The 19,276-nt window shown below is 32.1% G+C and carries 20 protein-coding genes and 1 tRNA gene; 9 read left to right on the forward strand and 12 right to left on the reverse strand.

Features of this window, described 5'->3' with window-relative positions; translation table 11 throughout:
- Window positions 1-16 precede the first annotated feature (16 nt).
- Complete coding sequence (locus C8N26_RS03200; protein ID WP_120185973.1) at window positions 17-997, forward strand: acyl-ACP desaturase; 981 nt, start codon at window positions 17-19, stop codon at window positions 995-997.
- 31 nt (window positions 998-1,028) lie between these two features.
- Here the strand turns inward: C8N26_RS03200 and C8N26_RS03205 are convergent, their stop codons facing one another.
- Complete coding sequence (locus tag C8N26_RS03205; protein WP_120185974.1) at window positions 1,029-1,814, reverse strand: amidohydrolase; 786 nt, start codon at window positions 1,812-1,814, stop codon at window positions 1,029-1,031.
- Window positions 1,815-1,882: 68 nt separating this feature from the next.
- On the opposite strand from C8N26_RS03205, the gene C8N26_RS03210 reads away from it, so the two are divergent.
- Window positions 1,883-4,639 carry a PD-(D/E)XK nuclease family protein gene (locus C8N26_RS03210; RefSeq protein WP_120185975.1) on the forward strand — a complete coding sequence of 919 codons (2,757 nt, stop codon included), beginning with the start codon at window positions 1,883-1,885 and terminating at the stop codon, window positions 4,637-4,639.
- Here the strand turns inward: C8N26_RS03210 and C8N26_RS03215 are convergent.
- From C8N26_RS03215 to C8N26_RS03225, 3 genes are all read right to left on the reverse strand, one after another.
- Window positions 4,636-5,169 carry a GNAT family N-acetyltransferase gene (locus C8N26_RS03215; protein ID WP_120185976.1) on the reverse strand — a complete coding sequence of 178 codons (534 nt, stop codon included), beginning with the start codon at window positions 5,167-5,169 and terminating at the stop codon, window positions 4,636-4,638. The two genes, C8N26_RS03210 and C8N26_RS03215, sit on opposite strands and share 4 nt — an antisense overlap.
- A 23-nt stretch (window positions 5,170-5,192) precedes the next feature.
- Window positions 5,193-5,266: transfer RNA gene (locus C8N26_RS03220), tRNA-Ala, on the reverse strand.
- 100 nt (window positions 5,267-5,366) lie between these two features.
- Window positions 5,367-5,789, reverse strand: a complete 423-nt coding sequence (locus tag C8N26_RS03225) for a molybdenum cofactor biosynthesis protein MoaE (RefSeq protein WP_120185977.1) — start codon at window positions 5,787-5,789, stop codon at window positions 5,367-5,369.
- Window positions 5,790-5,900: 111 nt separating this feature from the next.
- Between C8N26_RS03225 and C8N26_RS03230 the strand changes: the two genes are divergently transcribed.
- Together C8N26_RS03230 and C8N26_RS03235 are read left to right on the forward strand one after the other, a co-directional pair.
- On the forward strand, window positions 5,901-7,088 hold the full coding sequence (locus tag C8N26_RS03230) for a phosphoglycerate kinase (protein ID WP_120185978.1): 1,188 nt from the start codon (window positions 5,901-5,903) through the stop codon (window positions 7,086-7,088).
- 136 nt (window positions 7,089-7,224) lie between these two features.
- Complete coding sequence (locus C8N26_RS03235; RefSeq protein WP_120185979.1) at window positions 7,225-8,265, forward strand: NADP(H)-dependent aldo-keto reductase; 1,041 nt, start codon at window positions 7,225-7,227, stop codon at window positions 8,263-8,265.
- A gap of 52 nt (window positions 8,266-8,317) precedes the next feature.
- On the opposite strand, the gene C8N26_RS03240 is transcribed toward C8N26_RS03235, so the two are convergent.
- From C8N26_RS03240 to trpS, 5 genes are all read right to left on the reverse strand, one after another.
- Window positions 8,318-8,584 (reverse strand): type II toxin-antitoxin system RelE family toxin, encoded by a 267-nt coding sequence (locus tag C8N26_RS03240; protein WP_120185980.1) that lies wholly within the window; start codon window positions 8,582-8,584, stop codon window positions 8,318-8,320.
- Window positions 8,585-8,833: a hypothetical protein gene (locus tag C8N26_RS03245; RefSeq protein ID WP_120185981.1), complete on the reverse strand. Its 249-nt coding sequence runs from the start codon at window positions 8,831-8,833 to the stop codon at window positions 8,585-8,587.
- Window positions 8,834-8,980: 147 nt separating this feature from the next.
- Entirely contained in the window at window positions 8,981-9,286 is a 306-nt protein-coding gene (locus C8N26_RS03250; RefSeq protein WP_028891736.1) for a DUF6370 family protein, read from the reverse strand.
- A gap of 75 nt (window positions 9,287-9,361) precedes the next feature.
- The gene (locus C8N26_RS03255) at window positions 9,362-9,616 is read right to left on the reverse strand and encodes a hypothetical protein (protein WP_051435862.1); all 255 of its coding nucleotides are present in this window, start codon (window positions 9,614-9,616) and stop codon (window positions 9,362-9,364) included.
- A gap of 133 nt (window positions 9,617-9,749) precedes the next feature.
- Complete coding sequence (gene trpS / locus C8N26_RS03260) at window positions 9,750-10,718, reverse strand: tryptophan--tRNA ligase (RefSeq protein ID WP_120185982.1); 969 nt, start codon at window positions 10,716-10,718, stop codon at window positions 9,750-9,752.
- Window positions 10,719-10,867: 149 nt separating this feature from the next.
- Between trpS and C8N26_RS03265 the strand changes: the two genes are divergently transcribed.
- Window positions 10,868-11,626, forward strand: a complete 759-nt coding sequence (locus C8N26_RS03265) for a lysophospholipid acyltransferase family protein (protein ID WP_245962517.1) — start codon at window positions 10,868-10,870, stop codon at window positions 11,624-11,626.
- A gap of 3 nt (window positions 11,627-11,629) precedes the next feature.
- The gene (trhA, locus tag C8N26_RS03270; RefSeq protein ID WP_120185984.1) at window positions 11,630-12,271 is read left to right on the forward strand and encodes a PAQR family membrane homeostasis protein TrhA; all 642 of its coding nucleotides are present in this window, start codon (window positions 11,630-11,632) and stop codon (window positions 12,269-12,271) included.
- Here trhA and C8N26_RS03275 read toward each other — a convergent pair.
- On the reverse strand, window positions 12,268-12,744 hold the full coding sequence (locus C8N26_RS03275) for a CYTH domain-containing protein (protein WP_120185985.1): 477 nt from the start codon (window positions 12,742-12,744) through the stop codon (window positions 12,268-12,270). The two genes, trhA and C8N26_RS03275, sit on opposite strands and share 4 nt — an antisense overlap.
- Window positions 12,745-12,836: 92 nt before the next feature.
- Between C8N26_RS03275 and recO the strand changes: the two genes are divergently transcribed.
- The 3 genes from recO to C8N26_RS03290 are packed head-to-tail and all read left to right on the forward strand — an operon-like array spanning window position 12,837 to window position 16,357.
- Entirely contained in the window at window positions 12,837-13,559 is a 723-nt protein-coding gene (gene recO / locus C8N26_RS03280) for a DNA repair protein RecO (protein WP_120185986.1), read from the forward strand.
- Between the two features lie 3 nt (window positions 13,560-13,562).
- Window positions 13,563-16,064, forward strand: a complete 2,502-nt coding sequence (locus tag C8N26_RS03285) for a TonB-dependent receptor (protein WP_120185987.1) — start codon at window positions 13,563-13,565, stop codon at window positions 16,062-16,064.
- Window positions 16,065-16,075: 11 nt separating this feature from the next.
- Window positions 16,076-16,357: a DUF3817 domain-containing protein gene (locus C8N26_RS03290; RefSeq protein WP_120185988.1), complete on the forward strand. Its 282-nt coding sequence runs from the start codon at window positions 16,076-16,078 to the stop codon at window positions 16,355-16,357.
- Between the two features lie 100 nt (window positions 16,358-16,457).
- Here C8N26_RS03290 and moaD read toward each other — a convergent pair whose 3' ends face one another.
- The gene (gene moaD / locus C8N26_RS03295) at window positions 16,458-16,700 is read right to left on the reverse strand and encodes a molybdopterin converting factor subunit 1 (protein WP_099214784.1); all 243 of its coding nucleotides are present in this window, start codon (window positions 16,698-16,700) and stop codon (window positions 16,458-16,460) included.
- 9 nt (window positions 16,701-16,709) lie between these two features.
- Complete coding sequence (locus tag C8N26_RS03300; protein WP_120185989.1) at window positions 16,710-19,175, reverse strand: DUF5686 family protein; 2,466 nt, start codon at window positions 19,173-19,175, stop codon at window positions 16,710-16,712.
- Between the last annotated feature and the right edge of the window lie 101 nt (window positions 19,176-19,276).

Here is a 19,276-nt window from a genome sequence, read left to right on the forward strand (position 1 = left end):
TATAAACCCTTAAATTATGTCGATACAAAACATTAGAAAGGAAGTAATGCAAACGCTGGAAAAAAACATTGACAGTTTTGTAGACAAATTCTTAATGCCAATTGAAAAAATTTGGCAACCAACCGATTTTTTACCCAATTCACAACAAGATTCTTTTATTGATGAAGTAAAAGAAATTCAAGAACTTTCAAAAGAACTTGATGATGACTTTTGGGTGGTTTTAGTAGGAGATACTATTACCGAAGAAGCTTTACCAACGTATGAGTCATGGTTATTAGACTTAGATGGAGTAACACAACAACCAGATAATGGTTGGGCAAAATGGGTTCGTGCTTGGACTGCGGAAGAAAACCGCCACGGAGATGTGTTAAACAAATACTTATATCTTTCAGGAAGGGTAAATATGCGCGAGGTAGAAGTATCTACACAGCATTTAATAGCTGACGGATTTGACATAGGTACCGCTACCGATCCGTATAAAAACTTTATATACACAAGTTTTCAGGAGTTAGCAACGTATATTTCACACAATAACGTAGCTAAAATTGCAAAAAAACAAGGGCACAAAGCGTTGGCTAAAATGTCTAAAATCATTGCTGGAGATGAAATGCGTCATCACATGGCATATACAGAATTTGTCAAAGAAATTTTTAAGATTGATCCAAGTGAAATGATGTTGGCTTTTCAACACATGATGAAACACAAAATAGTAATGCCTGCAATGCATTTAAGAGAATCTTTTGGTGAAAAAGGAAGCCTGTTTGATGATTTTTCAACAGTAGCACAAAGAGTAGGAGTATATACTGGTTTTGATTATGTAGATATTTTGAAAAAATTAAATACGACATGGGAAATTGATAAGATTACCAATTTAACTCCAGAAGCAGAAAAAGCACGTGATTACTTAATGAAATTACCAGACAGGATGTATCGAATTACTGAACGTATCGTAGTACCTGATACGAAGTTCAATTTTAAATGGATGATTCCTGCATAAAAGTGAAAAAGCAACCTATTAGGTTGCTTTTTTATTTTAATATAAATGTGTCTCTATCATCCAAAAATTGAAAACGATTACGAGCTCTTATTTGTTCATCTTTATCTAATTCAACAATCAATATTTCTTCAGTTCCTTGGTTGTTTTTGACCAAACAATTTCCTAAGGTATCGTAACAAACCGTATTTCCTGTATACTCGTATTCATTAGCATCTACACCTACTCTATTTGCACCAATTGTATAGCTCATATTTTCAATAGCACGCGCTTTTAATAAACTATCCCAAGCTTCAATACGCGGTTTAGGCCAACTCGCCACATATAGCAATAAATCATAGTTTTCAGTATTTCTAGCCCATATAGGAAAGCGCAAATCATAACAAATTAATGGGCAAATTTTCCATCCTTTATAGTCAATTACAATTCTTTCAGTTCCTGCAGAAAAAACCTCATGTTCACCCGCTAGTGTAAACGTATGTTTTTTATCGTACGAGTCTATTTTTCCTGAAGGATGCACAAATAACAAACGATTGTAAAAATGGTCATTTTCACAAACAACAATGCTACCAGTAATAGCTGTAGATTTTTTTTGAGCTAAATTTTGTAGCCATTGCACTGTTTCACCTTCCATAGTTTCGGCAACAGCTGAAGCATTCATAGTAAAGCCAGTGGTAAACATTTCAGGTAAAACAATTACATCGATATCCTCAGCTAAGGAGTTGATTTTCGCTTCAAATTGATTCCTGTTTGCTGTCGGATTTTCCCAAACTAAATCCGATTGAATCATAGCTACTTTTAAAGTATTCGTTGTATTCATGAATATACGCTGTTTGTACTCTCAAAAATAGGATAAAAATTGTACTTTGCTTACTAGAAAACTAAGGTATGCAGTCTTTTATTTCAGAAACGTTAGATACTATTTTACAAAACACTAAATCATTTGAGAATGTAGTGTTTATACTACCCTCACAAAGAGCAGGAGTTTTTGTAAAAGAAACGTTTAAGAACAAAATTTCAGCAGGTTTTTTACCTGAGATTATCAATATTGGTGATTTTGTTGAAGAAATTTCTGAAATGAAAAAGATAGATGTTGTTCAACTCCTTTTCCATTTTTATACCATTTACAAAGAGCAAGAAGAAAACCCAGATTCGTTTGATGTGTTTTCATCGTGGGCATTCACGCTTTTGCAGGATTATAATGAAATCGACCAGCATTTAATCAACTCGCGGGAGATTTTTGTGTATTTAAGAGATATCCACCGCTTACGAAAATGGTCTGTAAAAGGGGAGTTTAAAGAAACTGAATTGATGAAAGATCATTTTGCTTTCATGGAAAAGCTGAACAAATATTACGATGCTTTTTATCAGTTTTTGCTCGAAAATAATATTGGATATCAGGGAGTTTTATATCGAGAGTCAACTAAAAAAGTAGCAGATTTCATTAGTAAAAATCAACAAAAGAAATACTTTTTTATAGGATTTAATGCGTTAAATGCTGCGGAGGAATTGCTGTTTGAACAGTTCTTATTGAATGGAAATGCAGAAGCTTATTGGGATATTGATCAAACATTTTATGAAAGTCAACATCAAGCAGGGAGTTTTTTAAGGAAATATAAAACCCAATGGAAATACTATCAGCAGTATCCAATTCAAACCATTAAAGAATATTTTTCAAAAGAGAAACATATTGAAGTAATTGGAGCCTCAAAAAATATTACGCAGATAAAGTATGCTGGAGAAATTTTAGAAAAACTTCCCAATTATAATAATACAGCGTTGGTTTTGGCAGATGAAACATTATTGCCAATTACTTTGAACTCGTTACCTAAAAATGTAAATGCTATTAATATTACAATGGGATATCCGTTAAAAGATGTTCCAACAACGAGTTTGATTTTTGCCATTTTTCAGTTATTTCTAAATCAAGAAAAGTTAGAAAAAACAGAAAGCAATCTTTTTTATCATAAAGATGTAGTTCGGTTAGTAAAAGATGCTACTATTTATAGATTATTACAGGTTGATGAACAAACTAATATATCAGATGTACTTTCTGAAACAGTGGCTAAAGAGAACAATACCTTTATTAATCAAGAAGAAATAAAAACATTTCTTTCGCCAGTTAGTGAGGTGGTTAAAGAAAGAATAGCTGTTGTTTTCAATCCATTTTCGTCGATTAGTGAGTTTTTAAACAGAATTATAGAGTTAATCAACTTGTTGAAAGAGAATGCTAACGAGTTAGAAAAGGAATACTTATTCCGTTTTTATACGGCATTTACCCAGTTACAAAATTTACATAACGAGTTTGGTTATGTACAAGATTTAAAAACCTTACATCAATTTTTTAGGCAGTTAATACAGTCGGAAAGTTTATCATTTCAAGGAGAACCTTTACAGGGATTACAGCTGATGGGAGTGTTAGAAACCCGTGTGTTAGATTTTGAAAATGTAATCATCACTTCAGTAAATGAAGGCGTTTTACCAGGAAATCATCAACAAAACACATTCATCCCTTTTGATGTAAAAATAGAGTTTGGATTGCCAACCTATAGAGAAAAAGATGCACTTTTCTCGTACCACTTTTTTAGATTACTACAACGTGCAAAAAATATTTACATTTTGTATAATACAGAGCATGATGTGTTTGGAAGTGGAGAGAAAAGCCGTTTTGTAACGCAGTTAGAAATGATGCGAGATAATATTACAGAAAAAATTATAAGTCCGAAAGTAGTAACATCACCTGTGCAGTTAAAAGAAATTCAAAAAGATGATAAGGTCTTAGAACGTTTGCAAGAGTTGGCTCAAAAAGGAATATCTCCTTCTGCCCTAACTAATTATTTATACAATCCGATTGCATTTTATAAGCAGAAAATTTTAAAAATAAATGAGCTAGAAGATGTGGAAGAAACGGTCGCTGCAAATACGATGGGAACAGTAGTACATGATACTTTAGAAGAGTTGTACAAACCTTTTATAGGGAAGTTTTTACAAGTGAATGATATTGATGGAATGTTGAAAAAAACCAAAGAGCTCATTACATTTTATTTTTCGAAGCATTTTAAAAATGGAGATTTAACCACGGGTAAAAACAGATTGATTTTTGAGGTAGCCAATCGTTTCGTAGAGAATTTTTTAGCTAAAGAAAAGCAATTGTTGAAAGATGAAAATAATCAACTAAAAATTATCGCCACTGAGCAAGAACTGTCTTCAGAAATTATGATTGAGGGAATTAATTTTCCGATAAAAATTAAAGGAATTGTCGATCGTATTGATGAATTGAACGGTGTTACCAGAATTATCGACTATAAAACAGGAATGGTGGATAGTACAAACTTAAAAGTACTCGATTTTGAAGCCATACGTGATTTAAAATATCATAAAGCGATTCAGGTAATGTTGTATGCTTTTCTGTATACCCAACACACTCAGTTTAATTTTGAGAAACCATTAGCAGCAGGAATCATTTCGTTTAAAAACTTAAAAAGTGGTTTTTTACAAATGAATTTCTCATCCAACTATCGAAAACCTGATAATGCCATTACAGAAGAAAAATTAGAGGAATTTATGACCGAAATAAAAGCCGTATTAACAGAGTTGTACAATCCAGCAATAAGTTTTGTTGAACCAGTTAATTTACCATACTAGATAGCTAAATAAACAATTTCCCAATCTTGGTTATTACTCGTATAGGTTCTTAAAGTTTTAAAACCGATAGCTTTATGCGCGTTGATAGATCTAGTATTTTTTTCGTCTATTTCAGTAATAATACAATCATATATTCCTGTAAATTCCTTCTTCATTTTGGCATACAAACCTCTAAAAATACCTTTTCCACGAAAGTTTTTGTCTATACAGACTTGTCCCATTAAAATATAGGGTTTAGCTCCTTTTGAAGTTGTGTCTATTTCATCAAACATTGGGATGAGAATAGGAATGTCGTTTCTGAAAATTTTAGACATTGATAAAGCATAGCCAATAACTTTACCGTTATTCTTAGCAATGATATGCGGGTGCACATCGTTCATTTTTTGTAGTATTTCTAAATCATGACGAACGGTAACAAAACCTTGTTCTTTTTTATCGGTTTCTGATAATTCTTCAGGCAAGTTTTGTCGCTGCAAATCCAATATCTGAAGCAAATCGGTTTGGTTAGTAGCGGTAGTAAACTCAATCATAATTAGAAGATAAAATTAGAAAGTGGAGCATATCGGAGTCGAACCGATGACCTTTTGACTGCCAGTCAAACGCTCTAGCCAACTGAGCTAATGCCCCTAATTAAGACTATTCTTTCAAACAAAGGAAGAGAAAAGGTTTCACTTACCACATTCGTTTTGCTTTGTTTGAAATGAGATCTTTTCCAAATATAGTATTTTTAAGGATGTGCATTTACCCAAACTTCACCATCTTCAAAAAATTCTTTCTTCCAAATAGGAACCGTTTTTTTTAAAGTGTCAATAGCATACTGGCAAGCATCAAAAGCAGCTTTTCTATGTGGAGAAGAAACAGTAATAATTACAGGAACATCACCAATAGTTAACAAACCTTCAGCGTGATGAATGGCAATCTTTGTGACTCCAAATTTTTCTAAGGCAGCATCTGCAATTTTTTGCATTTCTTTAATTGCCATAGGCTTGTAAGTAGAAAAATCAAGTTGGGTAACCTCTTTGTTTTGAGTAGCATTTCTTACAGTACCCACAAAAACAGCAATTCCACCACAAGAAGGATCAGCTACAAAATCGTAACATTCTTGTAAGTTGAGTTTCTCAGAGGTTATTTTTATTGATGTTGTATTCATATTGTTAGCACGTAAGTTTAACAAAGATATAAGATTGAAAGCTCAAAAAGAATAGAAACCAATCAGATTTAAATAATTATTTTTGTTAGCTGAAACAGAACACAACTTAAGATGAAAACATTGAACGATTTCAATTTTGAAAATAAAAAAGCATTAATCCGAGTAGATTTTAATGTGCCTTTAAACGATACTTTTGAAGTAACTGACGATACAAGAATCCAAGCAGCAAAACCAACTATTATAAAAATATTAGAAGATGGTGGTAGCTGTGTTTTAATGTCTCACTTAGGGCGTCCAAAAGGAAAAGAAGATCAATTTTCGTTACGTCATATTGTTAGTAAAGTAACAGAAGTTTTAGGTGTACAAGTTAAGTTTGTAGATGACTGTATTGGCTCAACTGTTGAAGATGTGGTTACAAACTTAAAAAGCGGTGAGGTTTTATTATTAGAAAACTTACGTTTTTACCCAGAAGAAAAAGCAGGAGATGTTGCGTTCGCTGAACAATTATCTAAATTGGGAGATGTATATGTAAATGATGCTTTTGGTACAGCACACAGAGCCCATGCTTCTACTGCTATTATTGCACAATTTTTTCCAGAAAATAAATGCTTCGGAAACTTATTAGCAACAGAGATTGAAAGCATTGATAAAGTATTAAACAACTCAGAAAAACCAGTAACTGCGATTTTAGGAGGAGCCAAAGTATCGTCTAAAATTGGAGTGATTGAAAATATTATTGAAAAAGTAGATCATATCATCGTTGGTGGAGGAATGACGTTTACGTTTATCAAAGCTCTAGGAGGAAAGATTGGAAATTCACTAGTTGAAGAAGATAAATTAGAGTTAGCATTAGAAATATTAGCTAAAGCGAAAGAAAACAATACAGAAATTCACTTACCAGTAGATGCAGTTATTGCAGATGCTTTTTCAAACGATGCAAATACACAAGTAGTAGATACTAATGAAATTCCAGATGGATGGATGGGATTAGACTGTGGACCTAAAACCGTTGAAAAATTTGCTGAAGTTATTGCAAAGTCAAAGACTATTTTATGGAATGGCCCTTTAGGTGTTTTTGAAATGGAAAAGTTTGCAGAAGGAACCATTGGTTTAGGAAATGCAATCGCAGAAGCTACTAAAAATGGAGCATTCTCGTTAGTAGGAGGAGGAGATTCGGTTGCCGCTGTAAAACAATTCGGATTTGCTGATAAAGTAAGCTATGTATCTACAGGTGGAGGAGCGATGTTAGAAATGTTAGAAGGACAAACTTTACCAGGAATTGAAGCAATTTTAAAATAATTCGTCATTCCGAACGAGGTACGAGGAGGAATCCCATTAAGAAAGTAACTTTCAAGTTAAAGATTTCTCAATCGAAACTCTTTCGAAGTGACTATTGGTTTGCGGTAAAGTAAGCCTTTAATAATTACAGAATAATATGAAATACACAACATTACCTAATACCGATGTAAAAGTTTCAAAAATTTGTTTAGGAACTATGACATGGGGTAGACAGAATACTGAAGCAGAAGGTCATGAACAAATGGATTATGCCTTAGAACAAGGTGTGAACTTTTTTGATACTGCGGAATTATATTCTGTTCCTGCTACTCCAGAAACATATGGAGCTACGGAAAAAATTATAGGCTCTTGGTTCAAAAAAACAGGAAACAGAGAAAAAGTAGTGTTGGCTTCTAAAATCGCAGGAGGAGGTGATTACACAGCACATATTAGAACAGGTGGTTTCAACAGGAAGAATATAAGTGAAGCCATTGAAGGCAGCTTAAAACGCTTACAAACTGATTATATCGACTTATACCAACTGCACTGGCCAGATCGTGGTGTAAATTGTTTTGGGGTACGTGATTATCCGTATAAAACCTCTGCAAAAGAAGCTGAAAAACATCTAGAGATTTTAGAAACGTTGAATGATTTTGTGAAACAAGGAAAGATTAAACACGTTGGTTTGTCTAACGAAACTCCTTGGGGAACTATGAAGTACCTACAAACTGCAGAAAAACATAGTTTACCAAGAATGGTGACGATTCAAAATTCGTACTCATTAATTCATAGAGGATATGAAGTTGGAATGTCTGAGGTTTCGATGAGAGAAAATATAGGTTTGTTAGCGTATTCTCCATTAGCACAAGGGGTGTTGACAGGAAAATATATCGATGGAAAAACTCCAGAAGGTGCAAGAGGAACATTATTTCCAAGATTTATAGCTAGATATAAAAATGAAGGTTCAGAAAGAGCGGTTTTAGAGTATCAAAAAATAGCAAATAAACACGGATTAACGTTAACTGAACTATCATTAGCATATATCAATCAGTTGCCATTTGTAACGAGTAACATAATTGGAGCGACTAAAATGAGTCAGTTAAAAGAGAATATCAATTCTATCAATATTGAATTGTCAGAAGATATTTTAGCAGAAATAGAAGCGGTGCACAAAGTAATTCCGAATCCAGCACCATAACTTGAATAGAATCTAAAATAAAAAATCGATGTAAACTTTACATCGATTTTTTTTATGGAAATAATTTATAAATATCGTTTCGTTTTACAAAACGAGCAATCGTAATTTCATTATTAGAATAATAAATACCTAGACGATAGTCGCCTATTCTTATTCGATAAGCATCCGGGTGACCAGATAACTTTTTTACACTAGAAATCTTAAATAAGTCATCAGTTTCTTCAAGTGCTATAAAAACTTGTGAAAGAGACTTTAATAGTTTTTTCTCTTTAATTTTTTTTAAGTCTTTAGCTAAGCTTTCTAGGTAAATTACATTCATTTATTCTAACAGTTTAAAAATTTCATCTTTACCAACTGTTTTAGTTCTATCAGCTTGTTGCATTAAGAGTAATAAGCCTAAATCTTCTTTTTGTTCTTCGGTTAAACTATCTAATTGTTCCTTTTCCTTTTGAATAACAAATAATTCAATAGCTTTTTCCATTAAAGCTTTTACACTTAATCCTTCAAAAGCGGATAACACTTTCAGTTTGGTAAGAAGAGTATCGTTTACTTCTACCAGTTTTTTCATTAATTGTTTATTTTAATTAGTTTAGTACAAATATATATATTATATATAATATATTCAAAATAGTTTTATATATAAAAACCGAAGTAGATTTTCTACTTCGGTTTTTTTGTCTTTTATCTAGGAATCTTGTTTCTAAAAATCTAAAAACTATTCCTCTACTATTTTAAATGAAGAAGCTTTAAACTTACCGTCTTCAACTTTTCCAGTAACTTCTGCTTTTCTAACAACATTACAAAAACCAGTGTTTTTATCGTGTGAGTCTCCATAGTCGTCTATGTGAGCGCCATCAACAAAATAGGCTTGACCGTCTATTTTTACAGCTAAATCACATCCATTTTGGCTATCTAAACCAAACAGACATTGTCCACAAGAAGCTTCAACAATTTGTGTTTTTTCTTTAGGGGTGCTACAAGCAACAATACCTAAGAATACTAAGATAAATATATTTTTCATGTTGTCAATTTATAAAAAATAAAATAAAAAAAACCAGAGTAAAAATTACTCTGGCTCATAGTTTACTTTTATATCCTAACTTTCTTCTTCACCAACAGGCTCTCCTTGTGTGGTAACAGAACCAGTACTTGCGTTTCCGTATACTGGTGTTTCATTTCTTAGAATATCAATTACTCTTGCGAAGTTGTCAGCTGTCATGTATGGGGTTTCTTCTCTTTTTCCTTGAAATGTTGTAAAGTAAAATTTACCCAAATCAATTTTAGGATCCCATAATGCTTGGTAACTTTTAAGTTTTGTCCATCCTGTCGTTCCTTGTGCATAATGTGGCATAATGATTTTATTTTGAGGTTAATAGTTGTGTAAAACTATTAAAAACTAAAATCAAAATACTAACTCAATTCCCTATTTCTAAGCGGGAGATACTCCTGAATTTTTCAGGACAGAAAAACTCAATTAAATAAGATTAATATCCTATTTTACCACGTACTCTTTGTAAAACATCTTTGGCAATAACTTTTGCTTTCTCAGCTCCTACAGCTAAAGCTTCATCAATTTCATTACGATTTTCCATGTAGTGATTATACTTTGCACGCACATCAGAAAACTTTTCTAAAATTAATTCATATAAAGCTTGTTTTGCATGTCCGTAACCATAACCTCCATTTTCATAATTAGCACGCATTTCAGTTATTTGCTCTTCCGAAGCTAATAATTTATATATAGCAAAAACATTATCAGTATCTGGATTTTTTGGATCTTCTAAGGCTTTACTATCTGTTTGAATAGCCATAATTTGCTTACGCAACTTTTTGTCTGGTAAGAAAATATTGATGAAATTATTTCGAGATTTACTCATCTTTTCACCATCAGTTCCAGGAACTAATTTCGTGTCTTCATTTATCTTTGCTTGAGGCGGAACCAATGTTTCACCCACAATATTGTTAAATCTGTTTGCAACATCACGTGTCATTTCTAAGTGCTGTAACTGATCTTTTCCTACAGGAACAACTTCAGCATCATATAACAAGATGTCAGCAGCCATTAACATAGGATAGGTAAATAAACCAGCATTCACATCTGCTAAACGATCTGCTTTGTCTTTAAAACCGTGTGCTAAAGTTAAACGTTGATACGGAAAGAAACAGCTTAGATACCAAGTTAACTCAGTAGTTTCAGGAATGTCGCTTTGGCGATAAAAAACGGTTTTGTTAATGTCAATACCACAAGCAAGCCAAGTAGCCGCTACACTATAGGTGTTTTCGCGCAATTCGTTACCATCTTTAATCTGAGTTAAAGAGTGCATATCTGCAATGAAAATAAACGATTCGTTTTGTGAATCATTAGCCATTTCAATAGCAGGTAAAATTGCTCCTAATAAATTTCCTAAATGTGGGGTTCCTGTACTTTGTACACCTGTTAAAATTCTTGACATAAATCTGTTTTGAAAATTTTTTACTTAAGTAAGCAAAAATAAGCTTAAAATTCATCAAACAAAAGAAATTACTACATTCGCATTTCTTATTTAATCTTCTTTTTTAAGTTGATAAGAAAAAAGAGTTATCCATTTTTAATTTTAGAGGCTTGAAGTACATTTTTTTCCCTATTCGATTTATTTGGCGTGTTTGGTTTTACTTGTTAATGGTCGTTTCAGTTTTGTTAATGGCTCCTTTTTTGTTGATTTTAACATCAGATGAAAAATACTATCCGGTTTTTTGGAAAGTTGTTAGAGCTTGGGCCTTCTTTTTAATTTACGGAATGGGCTTTAGATTGAAGGTTGAAAAAGAACAAGAGGTTGATAGAAATAAAAGTTACATGTTTTGTGCCAACCATGCATCATTTATAGATCCTTGGATATTGATAGTGCTTAGTAAAAACCCCATTGTTTTTGTAGGGAAAAAAGAATTGGCAAAATTTCCTGTTTTTGGTTTTTTTTACAAAAAAGTGGTAATTATGGTTGATAGAAGCGATTCTGAGAGTAGAAGGAAAGTATATGAGCAAGCACATAGTAGATTAAAAAACGGTACAAGCGTTGCTATTTTTCCTGAAGGATTGGTTCCTGATGAAAGTATTGTTTTAGCACCGTTTAAAAATGGAGCGTTTAGTTTAGCGATAGAACACCAAATACCAATTGTTCCTCAAGTTTATTATGATGGAAAACGTTTGTTTTCTTGGGATTTTTTTAAAGGATCCCCAGGAACATTAAGGGTAAAACAATGTGAGTTTATTAAAACAGAAAACTTAGTTCAAGAAGACAAAAGAAAACTTAAAGAGCAAACATACAATATGATATACAATGAATTGATAAATGATGAGTTGTATATGAAAGATACTAATCGATAAATAATGAGCGAGAAATTAAATCATCGTTATAGCGAAAAAGAAGAAAGACTTAATGTGCTTTCTCATGGTTTAGGATTGCTGCTAAGTATTATTGCTTTTCCTTTGTTACTACAAAAATCATTTGAGTATGATACTTTTTGGAAGGGAGTTAGCCTAGTGATTTATGGAATAAGCATGATTGTTTTATACGCAGCATCTACTTTTTATCATGCAGCTAAAGAACCTAACCTTAGGCGAAAGCTTAATATTTTTGATCACGCTGCTATTTATGTGCTCATAGCAGGAACGTACACTCCTTTTTGCTTATTGGTTTTATCTCAGAATTTAGGTTGGTATTTGTTTATTGTAGTTTGGATTTTTGCGTTAACAGGAGTTGTTTTAAAGTTATTTTTTACAGGAAGGTTTAATAAATTATCAACAGCTTTATATTTACTAATGGGATGGCAAATAGTGTTTTTAATTAAACCGTTAATTGATAGTTTTTCTAGCGAAGGTTTATTCTATCTTTTTTTGGGCGGGTTTTTTTATACTGTTGGGGCTATTTTTTATTCGATAAAAAAACTAAAATACAATCACGCAACTTTTCATGTTTTTGTATTGTTAGGAAGTTTAAGTCATTTTATAGCTGTTTATTTCTGCATTTAAGAAATCCAACTAATAAAAGGATGCTTACTCAAGTTTGAGTTGTAATATTTTGCAATACCTGTAACTTCTTCTCCTAACCATTCAGGTTTTGTGAAATTTTCATCTTCATTTTTTAGCTCAACTTCGGCAATTAGTAAACCGTTGTTTTCTCCTAAAAACTCATCTACTTCAAAAGTATGATTGTCAACTTTTACTAAATATCGGTATTTTTCTATAATCCCTTTTTCACAAAGATTAAAAAGACTCTCAGCTTCATTTTTATCAATTTCTCTTTCCCATTCAAAACGAGTTGTTCCGCTAGTATTAGATGCTCCTTTGATTGTTAAAAAACCCTTGTCGTCTTTTATTCGAACTCGTACTACTCGTTCTTTGTCTGAATTTAAAAACCCTTGTTTTATATAATTTTTTTGAAATGAAATTTCTTTAAAAGCTTCTGATTTTACTAAGAATTTTCTTTCTATTTCTACAGTCATACCAAAGTGCGTCAAATTTGTACGAAAGTACCATTTTTATAGCTATTATTAAATATCTTTGATTGATGATTTTAACTGATAAATTCGATTAAATGGCAGTTGTTACTACAAAAGCTATTGTGTTAAGTTCGCTAAAGTATAGTGATACAAGTTTAATTGTAAAATGTTTTACGTTACAAGAAGGAGTGAAATCGTATATGCTAAAAGGGGTTTTAAAAGCTAAAAGAGGAAAATTAAAGGCAGCTCACTTTCAACCGTTAACACAATTACTAATTGCAGCAAATCATAGTAATAAAAGCTCTTTACATTCTATTAAAGAAGTGCAGGTAATTCACCCGTATGAAACAATACATACTTCAGTAGTAAAACAATCAATCATCTTGTTTTTGTCTGAAATATTATCAAAAATCATTCAAGAGGAAGAAGAAAATGTTCCATTGTATCAATACTTAGAAACATCTTTAGTTTGGATAGATACTCATGATGAGGTAGCTAATTTTCATCTATTGTTTTTATTAAATTTATCTAAGTATTTAGGGTTTTATCCCGACACTTCCGAATCTGATAAAAAAGCCTTTAGTTTGTTAGAAGGAAGTTTTACTGATTTGGTATATGAAAAAGGAAACTTAACAGGTAAAGAAATTAATCTTTTTAAAAGTTTGTTAGGCATAAATTTTGATGCAATAAATTCAATTTCCTATTCAAAAAATGATAGGCAAACTATTCTTCGAATTATCATAAAATATTATGAATTACATTTAGAAGGATTTCGGAAACCTAAGTCGTTAGACGTGTTAGAAACTGTTTTTAGTTAACTTATGAAACAAATAATTACTGTATTTTTTTTACTAATTGTAACCACAATTTTTTCACAAAACCTTACTGTTATTGATGCAGAAACAGGAAAGCCTGTTGAATCAGTTACTGTGTTTAATAAAAATAATACAACTTATGCTGTAAGCGATGAGTTTGGGAAAGTTGATATTTCAACGTTTTTAAAAAATGAAGTATTAATTTTTTCGCATGTTTCATATGCAGAATATCAAGAGAAAAAATCAGTTTTAAAAGCAAACAACTATCATGTGTATTTGTCAAAAAACTCAGAACAGTTAGATGAGGTAGTGGTTTCGGTATTTAAGAACAGGGAAAAAACAAATCGTATAGCAGAGCAAATTGCCGTAGTTTCATCAAAAGAAATTGAAAAGTTATCACCACAAACATCTGCAGATTTATTATCGAGTGTACCTGGAATAAAAATTCAAAAATCACAATTCGGAGGAGGAAGTCCAGTAATGAGAGGAATGGAAAGTAACCGAGTTTTATTAGTGGTTGATGGTGTACGAATGAATAATGCGATTTATAGAAAAGGACATTTGCAAAACTCAATTACAGTGGCTCCAAATTTACTGGATAGAACTGAAATTGTTTTTGGTCCGTCATCAGTAATTTATGGTTCAGATGCTTTGGGAGGAGTAATTCACTACTACACAAAAACACCAAAAATATCAGAAAAAGGCAGTGAAATTAAAGGGAATACTTTTTTACGATACAGTTCTGCAAATAATGAGGTAACTAATGTGGTTTCTACTGAGCTTAGGTTTAAAAAATGGGCTTCATTTACTAGTGTGTCTCACAGTAATTTCGGCGATTTACGAATGGGGGAAAATCGCTCTCATGGTTTTGATGACTGGGGTAAAGTACCTTTCTACTCTAATAATACAGATAGTTATTACAACGATACACCCGTTGCAAATTCTAATTTAAATATTCAGAGAAATACTGGTTACAGTCAAACAGACGTATTACAGAAGTTTTATATTCCTTTTTCAAAAGACACCGATTTTAAGTTAAATATTCAATATTCAAACTCTTCAAATATTCCACGTTTTGATAAGTTAACCGAGTTAAAAGGAAATGGGAGTTTAAAGTTTGCTGAATGGTATTATGGACCGCAAGAAAGATTATTAATCTCTCCACAATTACTTATCAATCCGAAGAAAAAATGGATGGATAAAGGAACAATTACCTTAGCATATCAAAACATAAAAGAGAGTCGTATTCAACGAAAATTTGGAAGTTTAGACAGATCTTATAGAAAAGAAGCAGTAGATGTTTTTAGTTTGAATGGAGATTTTACAATTCCGTTAGCAGCACACAGAAATTTAGGCTATGGAGTTGAGTTTGCTTATAACGATGTTGCTTCTAATTCTTACGGAAAAACATTACGAGTAAAAGGGAACGAAATTATAGGGTTTGATGGTGATTTTGCAGTGCAATCTCGTTATCCTGACGGTGGGAGTAGCTATTTAAGCTCTGCATTTTATGTAGATTATCGTCAAGATATAAATGCTAAATCGACTTTAAATACAGGAATTAGAGGTACACATACAGTATTAAAAGCTAAATGGATAGATGAAACATTCATAGATATTCCTCAAAACGATATCCGATTAGACAATCAATCAATTACAGCAACGATAGGTTACGTATATAAGCCAACAAGAAATTGGCAATTGAACGGAGTTATTTCTTCAGGTTTCCGTTCCCCAAATATTGATGATGTAGGAAAAATTAGAGAGAAAAGCGGTAGGTTAACAGTTCCTAATACCGAGTTAGGACCAGAGTATGCGTATAATTTTGAAATAGGGCTTCAAAAATACTTTAACAATAGAAAGTTTAGAGTTGGAATGAATGCCTATTATACAATATTAGACCAAAATATAACGAGAATTCCGTACGAGTTTTTTGGGCAAAGCACCGTTTTCTATGATGGAGATGAATACAATACTACTGATGGAGAAATTTTAACGAACTATAACAGAGGAAGAGCTTACATAACAGGATTTACAGCGAGCTATGAAGGTAAAATATCTAAAAATTGGAAAACTTCAGGATCAATAACCTATACAAAAGGAAATACATTAAAGTCGGAAGAAAAAGGAGTGCCAGATGAACCATTATCGTCTATTCCACCATTATTTGGTCGTTTCGATTTAAGTTATGTAAATAAGAAGTTTGAAGGAGGAGCTAATCTAGTTTTTAACGCTAAAAAAGATATATCTGACTATAATTTAACAGAAGGTATTGATAACCATGACCAAACACCAATTGTGAATCCTGATGCAGTAGAAGATATTGATAAATACTACGGAACTCCTAGTTGGATGACTGTTGGATTATATGGTAAATTCCAGTTCACAAAAAACATAGCTTTACAAGCGCAATTGTCTAACTTATTTGATGAACATTATAAGGAATTTGCTTCTGGAGTTTCAGCTGCAGGACGTAATATTTCAGTATCTTTGCTAACCAATTTTTAAGTAAAAAATCAATGATTAATTTTTTTAAGTTAGTAAGTTTATTAGAAGGAATATCTTATATTTTATTACTTTTTATAGCGGTTCCAATTAAATATTTACAAGGAAATCCAGAGTATGTAAAAATGTTGGGTATGCCTCACGGATTGTTATTTGTAGGGTATATCGTATTAGCAATTATGTTGAAATACGAGTTAAACTGGAACGGTAAAACTTTCGGAATTGTTTGTTTACTTTCTATCTTACCTTTCGGAACCTTTTTCGTGGGGAGATATCTTAAGCAAGAAACAGTATAATATTGATTTAATGTGTTAATGATTTAATGTAATAATGACTTTCTTAATGTTCATGCTACATTAAATCATTATTACATTAGCCAAGTATATCATTGAACAACTACCCTCCGCTAACTGGAGGAATAATTGCGATTACATCATTTTCTTTTATGAGTATATCGTCTGTAGCGTAACTTTCGTTAATAGCTACAGCATACGAACTCATTTTTTGTAGCTCAGGGAATTCTGATAGAAGAAATTCTTTAAAGTTAGCAACAGTGCTTTTGCTAGGAAGTTCAATTTCTAATGAAGAACTATCAACTAAATCTGTTGCCATACCGAAAAATAGAATGCTTATTTTCATATAACAAATCTACAATTTTATACCGAAAACAACTCTGTTTTCATGTTTTCCGTTAAAGTAAGAGCGAGCAAAATCTACACGTAAAAAACGCCATTTTCCAAAACCAACATTGTCTAAACCAATAGCAAATTCAGAATAAGGTTTGTTACCTGCAGTAAATAATCCTTTTGCTCCAGTAACTAGATGAAAGTTAAGTTTATTTAACAAAGGAACCTTGCTTAATAATGCTCCTTTAAAGTTATATTCTCCATGGAGCTCAGCGTATTTATCATTAGAACTTAACTTATAATACGGTAGCATGTAAAAGTTGTCCAAATAGTTGCCTTTTGGAGCTATTAACAAGCGATTTCCGTTAAAATGAGCATAATCCATAAAGGGAATGTCTTTTTTCTCTAAGAACATACCTCCTTTCGCTTTGTAAGCAAATTCACCCCAGTTACCTAGGTTGATTTGTTGATACAATTGAGAAAAAACCACATCTGAATTCCACTCAGAATTTCCTGATCCGAAGTTTTTTTGATAGCCAATGTATAGTGATGGGTACTTACGACTAGGAATGTTGTATTTTCCATCAGGATATGATAAATATTTTTGTCCAAAATTAATGTTCGCTCCTAAAGAAAAAGTCCACATTTGATGAGGTGTAAAACCTGTTGAAAAATCGGCAGGATTTTGCGGATTGTTAGAAGTGTAATCTATATCATCTTGCGGAAACATTACATAATCAGTTGTATTAAATAAAGGTTTTCTATCTGCAAATTCTAAAGAAGAAAACATACGTATTCCGTTAGTTACTTCTTGAGAAAAGGATGCTTTAGCAAACGTTTTCTCGTAAATTTTTAAATAGTTTCTTTCAAAGCCAACAGAGCTTATTGTATTCCAAAACTTAGAAATAGGCTGTTTTGGGTTAAATTGTGGTGTGGCAATTCCTCCAAAAATTGTTAAAACAGGTCGTGTAGTATTGTTCCAACGATAGTTAAAGTTGGCTGTAGGACGCACTTTTTTCTCTGAAAAACCATAATTAATATCAGCCCCAATACTAAAACGTTTTCCCTTTTTGTTAAGTGATTTTCGGTAGTTAATACCTAAAGAAGAATTCCATCCTTGCACCGTATTAAAGTTAAGATTTTCAATAGGAGAAGAAGTGCTTATCGACCACTTGTTGTAAGAGTCTTGATAAGTGTAACCAGAAAGAATATCCAACGGTTTAAACTTATTGTTTTTTATATCAATCGAATCTAAATATTTCTTCGATTTTCGAATAGTTTTTATGCTGTCTTTTAATTTGTAATCCGATATTTCTTCAGAAGTTAAAGTTACAGGGCGAATTTTATTCCAGTATAGCGAATCCTTTTCAGTAGCATTTTCTGCAAACGAAAGCACCTCGTTACCAAAAGTATCTTTAGTAAAATTAGGATTAAAATTATAGTTAGAATAAGCAGCAGAAAAGCGTCCGTTAAAATGAAACCCAAAAAGCCCAGCTTTAAAATCTATGGTTTGCGTAACGGGCACCCAGGCTTTGTTTTTAGCAGAGAAATTATAGTTTTGTTTAATATGTAGAGAATCTACAATAGGCAAGCTTATTTGTGCGCCAGTAACAATAACATCCGCACCATAAATAGCCCAATCATCTTCAACTATATAGATGAATCCACTAAAAACCCGATCATTTTTACGTTTTGGTAAAAGTTGAATTTTGTTAATTAGTGTTCCGTTTTTATCATAAAAAACACCCGTTAGTTTATAGTTGTAATAACCAAAAGCACCATTTGCAATAGGAGAAATAACTTTAACATCAGCCAAATCAAAAGAATTTTCATAAAAGTTAAAGTTTACTTCTTCTGCTTGATTAAAACTAATACCGTTGTCTTGCCCGCTAACTTTTGAAGCTATAATATGTTCTTTAAAGTTTTTAGGTCTTTTTTGGAAAGCGATTTTTGAGACCGTTTCAGAAAGGTATACCACACCACTTCGGGTAGAATCCAATCCACCGCCCATATCACCAATGTCCTGTCCTAAAAACTTCTTCGGTAAATCTTTTACCTTAAACAAACCACGAGAGTAAAAATCGGCAGTATACTCAGCAAACTTATCTGTGTTTTTAGCTTTATTAGCAATAGCATTTCTAATAATTTTGTTAGCAGGGTTTTCTTCAGAAGAAACAACCACTTCATCTAAAATCACTTCTTCTTCTGTTAAAGAAACATCTAATGTAAAAGGAAAGGAATTTATTTCAACTGTTCTTTTAATAGTTTTATAACCTAATATTTGAAAAATTAGGGTGTGATTTCCTGTTTTGGAGAGTGCTAATTCATAATCTCCATTGGTGTTAGTTGTTGTGCCTGTAATCGTGTTTTCTAAGTAAACACTTACAAAAGAGATAGGTTGTTTTTTAGTGTCTGTAACTCTTCCTTTAACCTGAGAAAAGGTTATTGACGAGCATATTAGAAATAAAAAAGTAGTTATATTTTTCATAGTCAGTTAGTTGATAGTAACAAACATAAAAGAAGAACTTTGTAAAGTGTATTTAAGAAGTGTTAAATAACTTACAAAGTTCTCTTAATTATAGTAAGACT

It is taken from the genome of Tenacibaculum lutimaris, assembly GCF_003610735.1.
GTDB lineage: Bacteria > Bacteroidota > Bacteroidia > Flavobacteriales > Flavobacteriaceae > Polaribacter > Polaribacter lutimaris.